The organism is Veillonella sp. S13053-19 (assembly GCF_002959835.1).
Lineage (GTDB): Bacteria > Bacillota > Negativicutes > Veillonellales > Veillonellaceae > Veillonella > Veillonella rogosae.
The window spans coordinates 146,610-162,085 of record NZ_PPDA01000009.1; the positions used below are offsets into that span (position 1 = coordinate 146,610).

Consider the following 15,476-nt stretch of genomic DNA (forward strand, 5'->3'; position numbering starts at 1 on the left):
GCATAGTATACACCTGTCCTCTGTGAATTGAAAATATAAAAAAAACATAGTCTATGCTTTTGATGCATAGACTATGCGTTTTTATCACTATTGTTTTTTGTATACACGAATACACAATCATCAATTGAGCTTTTTTTGTTTTACGTGGCACGCTCTATGTCCACATCTAACGATTGAGCTTTCTTTATTTTACGTGGCATGCTCTATGACCACATCATCATGTAGATTATAGTTGATATACCTTATAAAAGCAATTACTATTTTTCACGACCAAAGTCGTCTCCTACTTTACAGGTTACCGTCATAGCCTCGTCCTTACCATAGGGTACAAAGGTGAGTTCTGACGCATGTAAGCATTGACGTGTATAAGGTTTGTTACGTGTGCCATACATAGCATCGCCAACGATAGGATGTCCGATGTGCTCCATGTGTACACGAATTTGATGAGTTCGGCCTGTGAGCAATTTAAATCGCAATAAAGTATAATCCCCATCATGACTAAGAACGGTATATTCCGTTTGTGCCGGTTGACCAAATTCATCGATGACACGGCGATTATCAAATACGGGATCTACACCAATAGGCGCGTCGACAACACCATCTGAGTCAATGCGACCTTCTACACGGCCAGTATAAATGCGATCGATACGACCAGCTTGTAGTTCATCTGTGTAGTACTGCTGCGCTTCCTTAGTTTTGCCAAAGAGAATGCAACCCGATGTGTCGCGGTCAAGGCGATGCACAGGGCGCACCTTATGAACTACGCCCTTTTTCGCATAATAACCTGCCACATAGTTGCTCAATGTACAAGACTTTGTTTGGCCTGCTGGATGAACGAGCATAAAAGGATCCTTATTAACCACCAAGGTATGAGCATCTTCGTAGAGAACGGTAATAGGACCCTTTTCTACATCTACGCCATAATCCTTATCCTGTGGCAGTTCCAATGTTAAGACATCACCTTTTTTGAGGGACCGCTGAGAATGGGCTACACGGCTATTTACTTTTACCCGTTTCTTACGGAACATCATTTGAATATCTCGAGAGGATAGAGAAAACCGTTCCTTTACATATTTAGAGACTGTTAATTCTGTCGGTTCTTTTACCGTATACGTTTTCCAGCTCATATTACCACCACTCGTTAATATATGTTTTTTGTTCAGGATAGAGAATATCGAAATAATCTAACCATTCTTCCCCGACTGAAAGTTTACCTTCAAAAGCAAGATCCCGTGCTGTTAATGTGCCCATCAAAAGTTGGCTCAAAGCGCCCACTTCAACAGTAAGATCTACTTCACCTTCAAGCGTATCAGATACTTTCTTAACAGTTGGCGTTAATGCACCGCCGTATTGTACTTCGTAGCGACCTTCATTCCATGCACAAAGACTATCTTTAACGCCAACGGTCAAAGTAATAGGCATCATCAATGCCTCTGGATTTACAGGAATCGCTTCAAGAGCCGCTTTCACATCAACAATACGGCTCATCATATACGGCATTGTGGCATGTCCGCTTTTACCATCTGGATAGAAGCGATAGTATGTATCGTGAAGGCCTTCATTCCAACGGATAGAAGTGCCTTGAGAGCGATGATTGTAGAAGTAATTGAGCAATGCCCGTTGTGCACGTCGTGTAGTATACACCAATTCAGAAACAGGGATTTCAGGCTGGCCTAAACGATATACAGCATACCCTTCGATAATACTTTCATCATTGCGCACAACAGCAATGTTTACACCTTCTGCAAAGAAGCTACCCAGTAAGCGTTTCCATTCCTTTTCACCGCGCTCTGCATAACCAGATAAACGCGCTGTATACGCTTTATATACCGGATCTAGCAATGTCCATTGGTCTACGCTATTAAGTAAGCCAAAGCTCAAAGATTTATCCGTCATAGGGCGCAAGTCTTCAAGAGACATAGTGTTCACCCATTGATGAGCATAGAGTTCCCAACCATATTGTTGGTAAAAAGCTGCTTTAGAGGGCATCAAAATCGTCATGGCTTGACCGCGCTTACGAAGTTCCTCTAATGTAGCAGTCAACAACGCACCACCTACACCACCACGGCGTGCCGCCGGATGTGTGGCAACACCTACCATATAACTTGTAGGTAGTACAGCACCGCGTACATTAAGATTATATTGACGCAAATGAACGGTACTTAACAACTGGTCTTGTTCTAGACCAACCATTGTATGTTCTGGTTCATAGCAATTTGTAAAATAATATTGGAAGAATGGATCTTCCTTAGGTTCAAAGCAGTATGCCCATAGATTTTCCACATGTGGCGTATCTTGAGCCGTTGCAATTCTAAATTCCATAATTATGTCCTCGTTATATCATAAAGGCCTCTATCTGTCGCATCGCCATGATGATACGCAATTTACATACAAATAGATAGGCTAACACTTCTATTATAACAAAATGAGCTATGAAGCACATCGACTTCATAGCTCAGATTTTTATTTACCGCCTGTCGCATTATCTGCTTCGTTAGCATATACTGCGTCATATTTTTCAGCAAAGTGATCTGGGTTGTAAGATTCCTTTGCTTGACGAAGGCCAGGCAATCCCATATCTTCTTCACGGTTGATGAATTCGACTTCGCTAAATTCATGACGAATGAATTCATTGTTAATCGCTTGGTACAAACCGCGAATATCTGGATTTGCTTTTTCAATATGAATCAAAGCAATTCTATCATTTAAGATTTCACCAATACTGAAAGCTTCCACACGGCCAAACAATTTAATGGCGCCGCCTTTAAGACCTAGTGCTTCCCAGTTATCGAACAACAAATTGATTGCTACTAATTCGTCTTCGATACCTTCTTCGTGGTGAGTTTCCACCCAAGATGCTGCTGTTTCGCGACATAATGGAATGATATCTTCCGTAATTGGCAAGTACTCATAGTTAGAATATTGCATGCGGAATTGGTTCAAATGGTTTTTCTTTTGACGGAATTTCTTACCGGACAAATTGATAAGATCTTCAGACTTGTAAATGTATTCGTAGTTATCGCGGTCAGGGGTGAACTCATAGCGACCAGGACAAAGGTCTTCCATACGCTCTTTAACAGCTTTGCTAACACCTTTAAAACGGAATGGCAATTTATTTTCTACGAACCATTCTTTAGCGCGCAATAAACCATCAAGGAACTTTGCATCTTTACCAGCAAACGGAGGCAATAGGAATGGTTCACGCTTACCGCCACCTTGAATGTACAACACGCCATTTTCTTCAGCCCAACGGATGCCGTACGGATCTTGCCACATGAACAATGTAGTGAAACAGTTATCAGATGCTTCATAATGATGTTGTTCAAAATACTTATCGATTAATGGTTTGTCTCTTAATTCAAAACGTTTAAATTCTAAAATAATAATCCCTCCTATCAGATTCCTCTTACGAGGTTGCTTTCACAGTGTGTGAAAGTTTTCTTGCCATCATGCATTCAACATATATTAAAACTTTAGTATAGAACCTTACGGTTCGTAATTACAATTTTACAGATTCGCCTAACACAAAGGTTCCATCAGTTGTGATAACCTTGTCACCTGCGTTTAGACCAGAAATAATAGCTACATCATTACCTTCTGTAATGCCTACCTCTACCACGCGTACGTCCACTGTATTATTTTCAGTCAAAACATAGACATATTTGCCGTCAGAATTTTCACGAACCGCCTTAGACGGTACGGTCAACATTTTTGCTTTCACATTAGATTCTATAACGAGTGTATAGAATTCGCCAGCCTTAATGAGGCCTTTGTCATTGTTGAAAGTTGCTTTCACCAATACGCTAGGCACAGTTTCAGGTTGCGTAATATCTACATAAGTTAATTCACCCGGTAATTCTTGTTCAGCCACCTTGAGGAGCACTTTCATGCCATTTTTTGCCTCCGGTGTGCCGAGTTTCATCGCCGCATCACGAGGGATGCTGAGAGATGCTACCATCGGTGTGGTTTGTTGTATCATCATAAACGGACGATCTGCAATCGCCATTTGACGGTCTTCGTTATAGATAGCCGTCACCGTACCTGCTATAGGAGCTACAATTGTGGATGCAGCCATTTGTGCCGATACTTGAGCGATTTGTGCCTCGATAGCTGCTACATTAGCGCCACCGCCACCACCGCCAGTTGTTACTGTCGTAGTTTGTGGTTGAGATCGTTCCACAATGCGATCATATTCTTTTTGTGTAATCATGCCCGCTTCACGCATTTTCTGTGCTTGTGCTAATTGAGCACTATCTACGGACGCCGCCGTCGTAGTCGTCACAGATGTCGCATATGATTGCGACTGAGCTTGCGCTAACTGACCTTGTAAGGATGCCAGCTGTTGTTGTAAAGCCGCCGTATCTACAGTTGCCAAGGTTTGGCCTTGCTGTACTTGGTCGCCTACTTTCACAGCATATACGACCTGCCCTGTTAAGGTCGGCGTTACTGTCGCCTTGTTAAGGGCTGTTACATTGGCGTCATTATGTATCTGCAACGGCATATCCTTGTATGTTACGTCAGTAACGGATACGGTTTTCGGACCGCAACCGGCAATGGCCAGCACCATTATCATAACACTAAGCATAGCAATTACAGAACATAAACGATTGATTTTCATTCTGTCACTTCCTATCATATTGATTTTTATCAATACCTTAGTATATCATAAAATCAATTAGAATTGTATGAAAGCTAATTTCTTTAATTTATGGATATAACGGAGGTTCTCATGGAAGAACGGATGGACTTTAGAATATTAAACAACGGCAGCTTTATTCCTTCTATCGGTTATGGCACTTATAAAACAGGCTCCGAAGGAGAAACGGAGCAAGCCGTTGCTAATGCGCTTGGCGTAGGTTACCGCTTGCTCGATACAGCCGCTTACTACGGCAACGAAGAAGCAGTTGGCAGAGGTATCAAAGCATCTGGCGTTAATCGTACAGATATCATTATTACTACAAAAATTTGGCACACCGATGCAGGCTATGATAATACGATGCGCGCTGTTGAAAGCTCTCTAAAAAAATTAGACACTAATTATATCGACATCATGCTCGTACATCAACCCCTTGGCGACTACTACGGTTCTTGGCGCGCCATGGAAGAGTTATACGATCAAAATGTATTGCGTGGTCTAGGTCTCTCTAACTTCTACGAAGATCGCCTCATCGACTTGCTATACCACTGTAATGTAAAACCTGTGGTGAACCAAATCGAGTGCCACCCGTTTAACCAACGTCAGTCCTTATTACAATTAATGCGTAAACATCAAGTAGTAGGCATGGCGTGGTCACCATTTACTCGTGATCGCCAACCGATTTTCGACCACCCAATCATTAAAAGTTTGGCCGAAAAATACGGTGTCACAAAACACCAAATCATCTTACGTTGGCATATCCAACGAGGCATCATTCCATTGCCAAAGGCAAATACCGTAAGCCATATGGAAGCTAACTTTGATGTATTCGACTTCAAGCTTACTAACATCGACATGGACGTTATGGAATTATTAGATCAACAAGACTTCTTGGAAGATCACCACACCGCACCAGGTCTAGAAAGATTATTACAACTAAGATAAAAAAGAAAACCACTTATATCTTCTCCCTTCTTTTAGGAATAGATATAAGTGGTTTATTTATTTTAGGGTTATAGGACAAAACGTGTTGGTTTTATAGGGGATGGAGCCAGTAAATTACTGCTTCCATCGCCATTTTAAGTTCTTTTGATAAACTTAGAGGGTGGACAAAATGTGTTGGTAAAAAGTCCCAAACCCCTTGATTTTACTGGCTTCAATAAGGTTATATCTTCTTAGAAAATCGTGTTCTAAGTGGAGGGAATAATCATGCTGGTAAGATGTATAAATTGTGGATTTTCTTGTCAAAAATATGGGAAAACTAAAGCTGGATCACAACGATGGCATTGTAAGCAGTGTAACATCACCTTTACACAAACTATTGATAATACTACTAAATGTTTTCATCGATTTCTAAATTGGTTATTTAGTAAAGAAACACAACAGGACATGCCTGGGCAGGGCCGTACATTTCGTAGACAGATAGCTGATTTCTGGCAAATATGGCCTATGCCGCCCAAAATTGAAACCTCGAGAGATGTGGTATTCGTTGATGGTATTTACTTAGCTAAAAAAGCTTGTATTTTGATCTGTTATGATGGTGAATATGTATTAGGGTGGTATTTATGTAGGTCAGAACAGTCTCGCTCATGGCAAGCTCTTATGCAGCGAATAGCGACACCCATTGTGGTCGTTTCTGATGGTGGACCTGGTCTTAGAAAAGCATTAAAAAAAGTTTGGCGTACCGCCAAGCTTCAACGTTGTATTGTTCATGCCGTATGGCAAGTGCATCGCTACACTACTAGACGACCTAAGACGTTAGCAGGCATTATGTTAAAAGATTTAGCAAGCGATTTATATAGTGTAAAAACACAGGAAGATGCACAAATATGGATTCAACGATTATTTAATTGGAGAGTGACTTTTAAAGAGTTTCTAAGTGAAATGACACGTGATAGTAATGATAATTTAAGAGCTACGCATGAACGCTTATTAAAAGCCTATAACTCTCTAGTGGTGTTAATTAATACAGAGACAATGTTTCGATATTTAGATGAAACATTGGTGTTAGATAAAGAATGTCCGAGGACTAATAACCCTATTGAAGGTGGGGTAAACGCACAACTCAGACGTTTATTGCGGTACCATCGAGGGATGTCTGTAGAAAAACGCATAAAAGCGGTCTTTTGGTGGTGTTATTTACACTCACCAAGACCGCTTCCTGCAAAAGAAATACTTAAGGTAATGCCAACTGATGCGAGTATTTCTAAAATATATAGATCTATGAATGAAAGAGCCCAACTTCAAGGCATAATTCCAACTTGGGGGGATGCCATTTCTTGGGGTGATTTGCATAACTATGACAAATTATCTTTCAATGATTGGGATTAAAGTACCAACACGTTTTGTCCTATAACCCTTATTTTATTGTACTTTATTCTATTTAGGTACATTAAATACGGCTTGTATAAGTATCATGTACACTACTGTGCCCGCCCCAATAGACATGAACATATTTCGCTTCCATAGGTGCATGCCAACGGTTACTAATAAAGCAATAAGTTCTGGAATGCCATAAGGATAAGAAAGCACAATTGTATCTTTAAAGGTATATACAACAAGCATACCCATAACAGCTGCCGGCAAGGCCTTACCTAAATACTGTACAAAATCTGGTGCCTTTTTACCAGGTGGAAAAATAAGAAAAGCGGAAAAACGTGTAAGTAATGTAGCTGCTACGACAATAGCAACGGTAATGACCATTTCAAAACTAGTCAAGATGTACACCTCCCCACTTATACGCAATATAACATACTATGAGCATACACCCCATAGAGGCAAGCATAAACAAGGATTTTCCCGTCAACAGAAGCATGGCTAGGGCTACAACGGCTCCAACAGCACCAAAACCTCGAATATTATTACTCTTAGCATTAAATAACATTTCAAGGAATATAACAATAAATAAGCCCGGTAATACAAAACCAATACCACGCAAATCTACAGATGCTAATAAATCACCAAACAATCCCCCTACAAAGGTACTCACCACCCAAAAGGTATAATTAAGCCACGATACATGGAAGTAGAACCATTTTTCATCCACATCATCGGGCAACTTCGTAGATATATTAATTGCAAAGCTTTCGTCACACATCCAGGCAACGGTAGGAAACCATTTCCACCCCATATTCACATATCTCTGTAATGCAGATAAACCATAGAAAAAATGGCGCCCATTAACAAATAAGGTCAGCATAAAAGCATTTACAGGATCAAAGCCTGCCATCAGTAGCCCAATAGTTACGAACTCCATAGAGCCTGCAAAAATTGTACTAGCCAAAACAGGGGCAGTCCACCAAGGTAATCCCTGACTGGTAGCATACAAGCCAAACCCTAATCCAAGGAAGAAGAAGCTGAGCCCCATAGGAATCATTATAGGAAGCGCAAAAGAAAAGGCACTTCGATGTTTTATTTCATTCAAGGATTTTCTCCTTTCGAAATCATACATTATATATTATGTAAACGATAGTCAAAACTAATCTTAGTCCTCCTCTAGACGATAAAACTAATCTGAACAATAATAAAAGACACCATATGGTGTCTTTTATATAAGCTATTATATTATACATTGTATATAATTAGTGTCAAATTTTGATGGCTTTAACCAAATGTATTATAAAGCGCGCGTTAAAATTTCACGAGCTACTTCTGGTGTTACATCGCCTTTTTCACCAAGTCGAGTCATACCATGATCTTCTAATTGTTTCACAATTTTATCAACTGCTTCTTCGCCTAGACCATAGTCTTTCAAATGTGTAGATACGCCAAGGGACTCGAAGAATTCACGCGTTTTAGCGATAGCCTTATCTGCTTTTTCTTCTGTTGTGCCCTCTGTAATATGCCATACACGTGTAGCATATTGTGCCAATTTTTCAAGCTTGTCTGCTTTTTTCACTTCTAACAATGCAGGCAATACGATAGCTAATGTAATCCCATGGTCAAGATGGTACGCCGCAGTTAACTCATGACCGATAAGATGTGTTGCCCAGTCTTGTGGCACACCTGCACCAATCAAGCCGTTTAATGCCAAGGTAGAAGCCCACACGTGATTAGCACGAATATCGTAGTTTTCTGGGTTCTCTACCGTTTCTTTGCCGATTTCAATCATAGTTTTCAAGATACCTTCGCTGAAACGGTCTTGAATACGGCCCTCTACAGGATATGTTAAATATTGCTCTGTAGTATGCACAAAGGTATCAATAACGCCATTCTTAACTTGTTTTTCAGGCAATGTGAAAGTCAATGTTGGATCAAGCATGGAGAACTTAGGGAATACTAAGCTACTGAATACAGGGAATTTACCGTCACCATAAGTAATAACTGCACCATTGTTCATTTCAGAACCTGTGGCAGGTAATGTCATAACTGTACCAAACGGTAATGGATTTGGTACCATTTCCACTGGAACCTCTGGCACACCAGCTTTCATAACTTCAACGACAGGACCATCATAAGTAGCGCCCATAACGATAAGTTTTGTAGCATCTACTACAGAACCGCCGCCTACAGCGAGAACGAAAGCTACACCATGTTCTTTAATGAAAGCTACCGCACGTTCACACGTTTCAAGAGATGGGTTTGGCTCAATACCTCCGAATTGTTCTACCTTGCGGTTACCAAGGGCCTTCACAATACGATCAATAAGACCACTGCGCACTGCAGAGCCACCACCGTAAGTAATGAGCACCTTTGCATCCTTTGGTACCAATGCATCTAATTCAGCTAAACGATCTTTGCCAAATACGATATGGGTTGGATTATAAAAATCAAAGTTAAACATGGTAGCCTCCTATATAGACCTAGATCCACAGTTAAATTAATTGTAATACTTATATTAAATTGTAATGCGTATATTAAACTGTAACATTTAAATTAAGTTGCATAAAATTTATTAATTATATTATACCATTTTTCGAGATTTTTAGATATGCTAAGGTATATAACTTTAATCTATAGCTAACTCATATGTATTTCTCTATATACAAAATCCAACTCACATGATAGGATATTTACATTACATATGTTGTAGAAAGGGATGTTATTATGAAATTCAAAAAATTTATTGCCCCTCTCCTCGTTGGTGTACTTGCATTCGCCATCGCTGGTTGCGGCAACAATACTAATCAAGCAGGCCAAACGCCTAAAGAAGTAAAAATCGGTGCTACTGCAGGACCTCATGCTCAAGTAGCTGAAGCAGTTGCCAAAGAGGCTAAAAAACAAGGTATCGACCTTAAAGTAGTAGAGTTCTCCGATTATGTAACACCAGATAAAGCTCTCGCTGATGGTGACATTCAATTAAATGCGTATCAACACGTACCATTCATGGAAAACTTTAACAAACAAAACGGTTCCAAATTAGTAGCTATTGGCAAAACTATTTTGATGCCAATGGGTTTATACAGTAACTCTGTACGCAGTGCGGCTGACGTTCCAGAAGGCTCCATCGTAGCGATTCCTAATGACCCAACTAATGGTGGTCGTGGTCTTGCACTACTTGCTAAAGCAGGTCTTATTACTTTGAAAGATGGCGTTGGCTTCAAAGCAACTGTAGCAGATATTACATCTAACCCTAAAAATCTTCAAATTCAAGAATTAGAAGCAGCTCAATTACCTCGTAGCCTAGATGACGTTGTAGTAGCAGCGATTCCTATGAACTACGTTCAAAGCGCTGGTCTTAACGTAGAGAAACAAGGTTTCTTCTTAGAACCTAAAGATGAGCCTTTAGCGGTTATGATCCTTGCTGTTCGTGAACAAGACAAAGACAACGAAACATACAAAAAAATTGCAGACATCTACAAATCTGATGCCATCAAACAATTCATCAATGATACTTTCAAAGGTACCATTACATCTGCAAACTAAAATAAGAACCGACCTCTATCAAACTAGAGGCCGGTTTTTTTATTTATAATGCCAAAAAGCGATACCCTAATCAATTTAGAGTATCGCTTTTATTTTATTCTTCCGTATCGAAGGTAACATCTAGGGGTTGACGTTCCACGATGTTGCGATAACGAACACGCGGATAGCCCATCAAGATGGCACCAGCGATAATCTTATCTTCTGGTACACCTAAAAGCTCCAACAATGGTTCGTATTCTGCTTCGCCTGCATGTTCAAAGAAGCCTGCCCAACAAGTACCAAGACCTAAAGTTGGTGCATAAAGCTCTGCATAAGACAAGCAAGAGTGCCCGCTATCATGAGTGCGATGAATATCTTTTTTAGAACCGATCGCCACGACGAGAGCTGGCGCATCGCGCAAGATGTATTCCTTGCCTTTATCTACTTCCGCTTGAGCAGCACGAGCATACAGACGCATGATAGGTGCTGTTTTTGCAGCTAAGTGCATCCACTCAAGAACGAGATCAGCAATGTGACGCAATTTTTGTTTGTCACGTACTACGATATACGAAATACCTTGTGTATTAGTTGCTGTTGGAGCCATTCTTGCAACGTTTAACACTTTGCGAATGAGCTCAGCAGGAACTGGTTTATTTTGATAGTTACGAATAGAGCGACGACTGCGTAAAAACAACTCAGCTTGCTCTGGCGTTAACTTAGGCTCCTGTGTAATATCGATTTGCTCCTTACGCGGTGTCAAGTCGCTGTCGAGAGCAAGTGTGGGACATACGGAAATACAATGCCCACAGGAGATACAGCCTCCCTTGCCAGTTATAGGCCCATCATCGGACATCACCAGCAACCCGGTCGGACAGTCAGCTACGCAAAGGCCGCATCGTGTACAGACTTCTGTATTGACGGTAAATAACATCTGATAAATCCTCCAAAAACTACTATAAAGGTTATTATAACACAATTAATCAAGGGTTATCTAGGCGACCTACTCTTTTGAAAATCAGCCAACCTATTTTGATGGGCCCCGTTACATTTCGACAACCTAGTAAAAAAAGTACCAATATACTTGCTTGCTCCGTTCTTCGCAAAGTCGCTGCACAAGTATATTGGTACTTTTTTATTATTATATTTTTAAAGACGTCCCATCAAAATAGGGCTACATACTTTAAGTATATAATACCTAGATAACCCGATTGATTTATATAAAAAGACTTTATAGTAGTGGCGCCACGCCCTCCATTTGGGAGAAACTAGCCTGCGGCTAGTCTTTATAGTATTAGCGTCACACCCCACAAAAGCAGATTGAGTAAATATCTGATGCAGCTTGTGATGGGGAATCAGCAATATATGCTGGGCTATTAGTCGCTTGCTATGGGACTGGTTAACAGCAGGTGTTATAATAATAAAACTAGGTATTTCTGCAGCGACTTTACGAAGGACGGAGCAAGGAGATACCTAGTTTTATTTTTAATTAAGTTGTCGTGATGAAACGGGGCCCCATAGCAAACGACTTAACTACAGCTTATATGGTGGGGCCCCATCACAAGCGGAGAACACATTTACTCAAATGCTTTTATAAGTTCCATGTATTCCCCTTTGTGTGTCAGTCTCCAGGTCCCAAAGTCAGGTTCTGGAGCTTCGTTTAGTTTATTTGCTAGTGCTTCCATAAATTCAGGGATTTTTGTAGCCACGATATGTCCGGCCATTTTGCCGAAGTTTTCGGAGCCCATGTGTTCTGATCCACCATCAACTAGCATAAAGGATGTGGTAGGCTTTTTATCTACTAGTTTAACAGAGCCGTGGAATCCAATTTCACCAATTTGGTGTGTACCACAGGAGTGCGGACAGCCAGAGATGTGTAAACGAGGGAGTTTTCTAGTGTCTACGCCCTTCGCTTCAAGGTGTGTAAAGATTGCTTTTAATAGACCATTCGAGTCTTGAATCCCGATTTGGCACACCGTAGAACCTACACAGGATACGGAACGACGGAATTCATTCATAGCACTATCGTCTGTCAAGTCTGCAATCTTACGTGCTTCATCAGCAGTGAGATTGATGAAATACAGTGATTGATCAGGTGCAATACGAGCTTCAACTTGGTCTAATGTCACTGCATAATCAAGAGCAGATAAGAGATGTTCAACGTTTGCATCGCCACCGACTGGATGGTATTCCACATAGTAAAGGCCTTCTTGTTTTTGCCGGTAAATACGATGGTTCACCACAGAGTCGTCGCGTTTACCCCTTTTTGTAATTTCATAGGCGTAATCAGCAGGATTTATCGTTAGCTGTTCTACCTCTTTTACCATAGCCAAGGTTTCTTCATAGGTTTTGATGAAAGCTTCGGCTCCCCCCATTTCAGCCGGCATGTAACGTGTACGAGCTTTGCCACGGTTCTTGAAATTACCGTGATTAGCAAATACCATAAGCATAGCTTTCACATAATACAATACATCCTCAGGTTGCACATCGTGAGCCACAGGAATACCCATGCGAGGGTTTGGTCCTAGTCCACCACAAGCATAGACATCAAAGGTATTATATTTTGTTAAATTAAACCCAAGATCTTTAAACGTAGTGTGTGGCGTACTGTCAAAACCATTGTCGATAGCCATTTTAAATTTACGTGGGAGCTTGATATAAAACATTTGCTCCATGAGGAACTCGCTAATAGCCGCCGCATAAGGTGTAATATCTAGGGTTTCTCGAGGATCAATGCCCCTTAGAATACTGGCCACTACATTAGGGTTATCACCACCAGCACCACGATTATATATACCATGTTCATGACACTCTTTAAAAAGATTTAGTATTGTATCACCATCAAGACCATGCATTTGTAAACATTGACCAGTCGTAAAGTGCACATGCTGTAAATTGTATTTACGAATTGATTCCGCCAAAAACTGCATATGCTCACGCGTCATGCGGCCTCCATTAAAACGCCAACGGCTCATACTAGAGTTAGCACCCCGTTCCGCGTAGCTACCATACGCACCAGATTCACCTTTATAATCAGCGATAGACATTGCTTTTTTATAAAACTTATGCGTCATATCTTCAAACTTTGGATAATCTGCAATTAATCGATCTTTCAACTCTTGTGTAATCATATTATTACCCTCTTGGCTTATATCTATTAAGCATAATTCATAACTTTGTAAGGGTTAGTATACCATACACGAATAGGTATGTTTATAGCTAAGCTCACAAATCTAAATACCGAATATTAATACCATAGTTTACAATCTGTAATAATTATTACTTTTAAATAAAAATCTCGGTAAAAGAAAGATCAAGTATTCCCACAAAAAATGAACTAATATCTCATATTAAGTACTTTTACCATAATCACCTACACTGAAATAATTATCCCTAGTGCATTAAAGACAAAAAAAGAACAGCCCGAAAGCTGTTCTTTTATATTAAGTTCTGAAATTATAGTAACGGTACTAGATTAACTAGTTCAGGTCATATCCTACACTTGAGGATTATACGCGACCTTCGTTAGGGTTATCATAAGCCTCTTTATCGATAGTGCCCATGATTTTATCTACTACGAGAGCATTTGTTAAGGAACCAGATACGTTCAAGCATGTACGGCCCATATCGATCAATGGATCGATAGCAAGGATCGGACTGATAGATGTGAAGTACGCACCAAGACCTGTACCACTAAGGGATACGGATGCAGCCATTGTAGCTGTACCAGGAACACCTGCGATACCAACGGAACCGATGGCGATAACGATAACACTCATGATGTACATAGTCATATCGAATGGAATATTCGCTACATTAGAAATGTACACTACAACAAGTGCTGGGAATACGCCGGCACAACCTTGCATGCCTGCAGTAGTACCGAAGGATGCTACTGTATTAGCAGTTGTTGCATTTACGCCAAGACGTTTTGTCAATGTTTCAACCGTCAACGGCAACACGCCCATAGAGGAACGGGATGTGAAAGCCAACAATAATGGAGCTTTTGCTTTCTTGAAGTATGTAATAGGGTTGTAACCGAAGCTAGCAATCAAGATAGCTTGAACAACGAACATAATCAAGATACCAACGTAAAGTAATACTACGAATAATCCCATATCAAGGATAGCTTGTAGGCCACGAGTTGCCAATGTGGAAGCTAACAATGCAACTACGCCGTATGGCATAAGGCCAATGATGAAGTCTGCGACCCAAGAGATCAATTGGTGAAGCTCATCAAACAGTTTAGTGAAAATCTCCATGGAGTTTGTGCCAGTTTGTTTTAATAGACGCGCTACGCTACCTAAGATAATAGCGAATACTACGATACCAATAACATTTGTTTCAGCAGCCGCTTGAATTGGGTTGCTTGGAATCAAAGCACGGAATGTATCAACCATCGGTTTAATTTCACGAATCTTTTTACCGGATTCAACGATATCAAAGCCTTGACCTAAACCAAAGGCATTACCTAAGATAAGGCCGACCACAGCAGCAACTGCTACCATGCCAAGGTTTGTAGAAACCATTGCCACTACTAACTTTTTAAGATTAGCACCTGCTTCCATGTGCAAAATAACGTGTACAATGGAGATAAAAACGATAGGAATAACAAGCATGCGGATTAAGTCGATGAAGCCGCCCCCTACTAGGGAGAACCACTTCGTACTTTCCTTGATGTAAACAACTTTAGATGGATCATCAGGGAAGCCTGCAATAACTTGAATTGCTACACCAAGTACGGCACCGACAATAGTACCAATAATAACGAGATTACCGAAGGATGTGCCCTTGCGTTGCAACACAAAAATACCAATTAACGCAAGTACAAACACTGCGATAATACCAATACTTAGTGGATTGCTTAACATGAGGTAATCTGTAAAGAATGGAATATTCATAATACACCTCTTTAATTCATATCACAATAATAGGTTATGAATTTAGTATAGCATATATCGAAAAAAATACAAGTACAATATTCGTGATTTTATAATAA

13 protein-coding genes are annotated in these 15,476 nt (G+C 40.4%); 3 read left to right on the forward strand and 10 right to left on the reverse strand.

Annotated features, from left to right (window positions below; all coding sequences use genetic code 11):
• Nucleotides 1–257: 257 nt before the first annotated feature.
• The 4 genes from VEHSUH06_RS06060 to VEHSUH06_RS06075 form a co-directional block, all read right to left on the reverse strand.
• Nucleotides 258–1,127 (reverse strand): RluA family pseudouridine synthase, encoded by an 870-nt coding sequence (locus tag VEHSUH06_RS06060; protein ID WP_105098160.1) that lies wholly within the window; start codon nucleotides 1,125–1,127, stop codon nucleotides 258–260.
• Between the two features lies 1 nt (nucleotide 1,128).
• Entirely contained in the window at nucleotides 1,129–2,322 is a 1,194-nt protein-coding gene (gene eis / locus VEHSUH06_RS06065) for an enhanced intracellular survival protein Eis (RefSeq protein ID WP_105098161.1), read from the reverse strand.
• A 141-nt stretch (nucleotides 2,323–2,463) separates the two neighbouring features.
• Nucleotides 2,464–3,399 carry a DUF2156 domain-containing protein gene (locus VEHSUH06_RS06070; RefSeq protein WP_199179762.1) on the reverse strand — a complete coding sequence of 312 codons (936 nt, stop codon included), beginning with the start codon at nucleotides 3,397–3,399 and terminating at the stop codon, nucleotides 2,464–2,466.
• Nucleotides 3,400–3,499: 100 nt separating this feature from the next.
• The gene (locus VEHSUH06_RS06075; protein ID WP_105098163.1) at nucleotides 3,500–4,618 is read right to left on the reverse strand and encodes an efflux RND transporter periplasmic adaptor subunit; all 1,119 of its coding nucleotides are present in this window, start codon (nucleotides 4,616–4,618) and stop codon (nucleotides 3,500–3,502) included.
• 111 nt (nucleotides 4,619–4,729) lie between these two features.
• Here VEHSUH06_RS06075 and VEHSUH06_RS06080 point away from each other — a divergent pair, with 111 nt between their 5' ends.
• Both VEHSUH06_RS06080 and VEHSUH06_RS06085 read left to right on the forward strand, forming a co-directional pair.
• Entirely contained in the window at nucleotides 4,730–5,581 is an 852-nt protein-coding gene (locus VEHSUH06_RS06080; protein ID WP_105098164.1) for an aldo/keto reductase, read from the forward strand.
• Between the two features lie 264 nt (nucleotides 5,582–5,845).
• A complete protein-coding gene (locus VEHSUH06_RS06085; RefSeq protein ID WP_105097717.1) occupies nucleotides 5,846–6,967 on the forward strand; it encodes an IS256-like element ISVat2 family transposase in 1,122 nt (373 codons plus the stop codon).
• Nucleotides 6,968–7,015: 48 nt separating this feature from the next.
• On the opposite strand, the gene VEHSUH06_RS06090 is transcribed toward VEHSUH06_RS06085, so the two are convergent.
• The 3 genes from VEHSUH06_RS06090 to VEHSUH06_RS06100 all read right to left on the reverse strand — a co-directional run bounded on the left by VEHSUH06_RS06090 (nucleotide 7,016) and on the right by VEHSUH06_RS06100 (nucleotide 9,419).
• The gene (locus VEHSUH06_RS06090) at nucleotides 7,016–7,354 is read right to left on the reverse strand and encodes a branched-chain amino acid transporter permease (protein WP_105093651.1); all 339 of its coding nucleotides are present in this window, start codon (nucleotides 7,352–7,354) and stop codon (nucleotides 7,016–7,018) included.
• The gene (locus VEHSUH06_RS06095; protein WP_105098231.1) at nucleotides 7,347–8,012 is read right to left on the reverse strand and encodes an AzlC family ABC transporter permease; all 666 of its coding nucleotides are present in this window, start codon (nucleotides 8,010–8,012) and stop codon (nucleotides 7,347–7,349) included. The genes VEHSUH06_RS06090 and VEHSUH06_RS06095 overlap by 8 nt, the downstream gene beginning before the upstream one ends.
• Nucleotides 8,013–8,252: 240 nt before the next feature.
• Nucleotides 8,253–9,419 (reverse strand): iron-containing alcohol dehydrogenase, encoded by a 1,167-nt coding sequence (locus VEHSUH06_RS06100; protein ID WP_105098165.1) that lies wholly within the window; start codon nucleotides 9,417–9,419, stop codon nucleotides 8,253–8,255.
• Nucleotides 9,420–9,682: 263 nt separating this feature from the next.
• Here VEHSUH06_RS06100 and VEHSUH06_RS06105 point away from each other — a divergent pair, with 263 nt between their 5' ends.
• The gene (locus VEHSUH06_RS06105) at nucleotides 9,683–10,501 is read left to right on the forward strand and encodes a MetQ/NlpA family ABC transporter substrate-binding protein (protein WP_009352377.1); all 819 of its coding nucleotides are present in this window, start codon (nucleotides 9,683–9,685) and stop codon (nucleotides 10,499–10,501) included.
• Nucleotides 10,502–10,595: 94 nt separating this feature from the next.
• On the opposite strand, the gene VEHSUH06_RS06110 is transcribed toward VEHSUH06_RS06105, so the two are convergent.
• From VEHSUH06_RS06110 to VEHSUH06_RS06120, 3 genes are all read right to left on the reverse strand, one after another.
• The gene (locus VEHSUH06_RS06110; RefSeq protein ID WP_105098166.1) at nucleotides 10,596–11,411 is read right to left on the reverse strand and encodes a nitroreductase family protein; all 816 of its coding nucleotides are present in this window, start codon (nucleotides 11,409–11,411) and stop codon (nucleotides 10,596–10,598) included.
• A gap of 643 nt (nucleotides 11,412–12,054) precedes the next feature.
• Nucleotides 12,055–13,608 carry a nitrite/sulfite reductase gene (locus tag VEHSUH06_RS06115; protein ID WP_105098167.1) on the reverse strand — a complete coding sequence of 518 codons (1,554 nt, stop codon included), beginning with the start codon at nucleotides 13,606–13,608 and terminating at the stop codon, nucleotides 12,055–12,057.
• A 378-nt stretch (nucleotides 13,609–13,986) separates the two neighbouring features.
• Nucleotides 13,987–15,378, reverse strand: a complete 1,392-nt coding sequence (locus VEHSUH06_RS06120; protein ID WP_105098168.1) for a cation:dicarboxylate symporter family transporter — start codon at nucleotides 15,376–15,378, stop codon at nucleotides 13,987–13,989.
• Between the last annotated feature and the right edge of the window lie 98 nt (nucleotides 15,379–15,476).

What these genes read in the sequence shown, in the direction of transcription:
- VEHSUH06_RS06100 (WP_105098165.1), bottom strand. Translation starts at nt 9,419, where the DNA reads ATGTTTAACTTTGATTTTTATAATCCAACCCATATCGTATTTGGCAAA.
- VEHSUH06_RS06075 (WP_105098163.1), bottom strand. Translation starts at nt 4,618, where the DNA reads ATGAAAATCAATCGTTTATGTTCTGTAATTGCTATGCTTAGTGTTATG.
- VEHSUH06_RS06080 (WP_105098164.1), top strand. Translation starts at nt 4,730, where the DNA reads ATGGAAGAACGGATGGACTTTAGAATATTAAACAACGGCAGCTTTATT.
- VEHSUH06_RS06095 (WP_105098231.1), bottom strand. Translation starts at nt 8,012, where the DNA reads ATGATTCCTATGGGGCTCAGCTTCTTCTTCCTTGGATTAGGGTTTGGC.
- VEHSUH06_RS06060 (WP_105098160.1), bottom strand. Translation starts at nt 1,127, where the DNA reads ATGAGCTGGAAAACGTATACGGTAAAAGAACCGACAGAATTAACAGTC.
- VEHSUH06_RS06120 (WP_105098168.1), bottom strand. Translation starts at nt 15,378, where the DNA reads ATGAATATTCCATTCTTTACAGATTACCTCATGTTAAGCAATCCACTA.
- VEHSUH06_RS06115 (WP_105098167.1), bottom strand. Translation starts at nt 13,608, where the DNA reads ATGATTACACAAGAGTTGAAAGATCGATTAATTGCAGATTATCCAAAG.
- VEHSUH06_RS06110 (WP_105098166.1), bottom strand. Translation starts at nt 11,411, where the DNA reads ATGTTATTTACCGTCAATACAGAAGTCTGTACACGATGCGGCCTTTGC.
- VEHSUH06_RS06085 (WP_105097717.1), top strand. Translation starts at nt 5,846, where the DNA reads ATGCTGGTAAGATGTATAAATTGTGGATTTTCTTGTCAAAAATATGGG.
- eis (WP_105098161.1), bottom strand. Translation starts at nt 2,322, where the DNA reads ATGGAATTTAGAATTGCAACGGCTCAAGATACGCCACATGTGGAAAAT.
- VEHSUH06_RS06105 (WP_009352377.1), top strand. Translation starts at nt 9,683, where the DNA reads ATGAAATTCAAAAAATTTATTGCCCCTCTCCTCGTTGGTGTACTTGCA.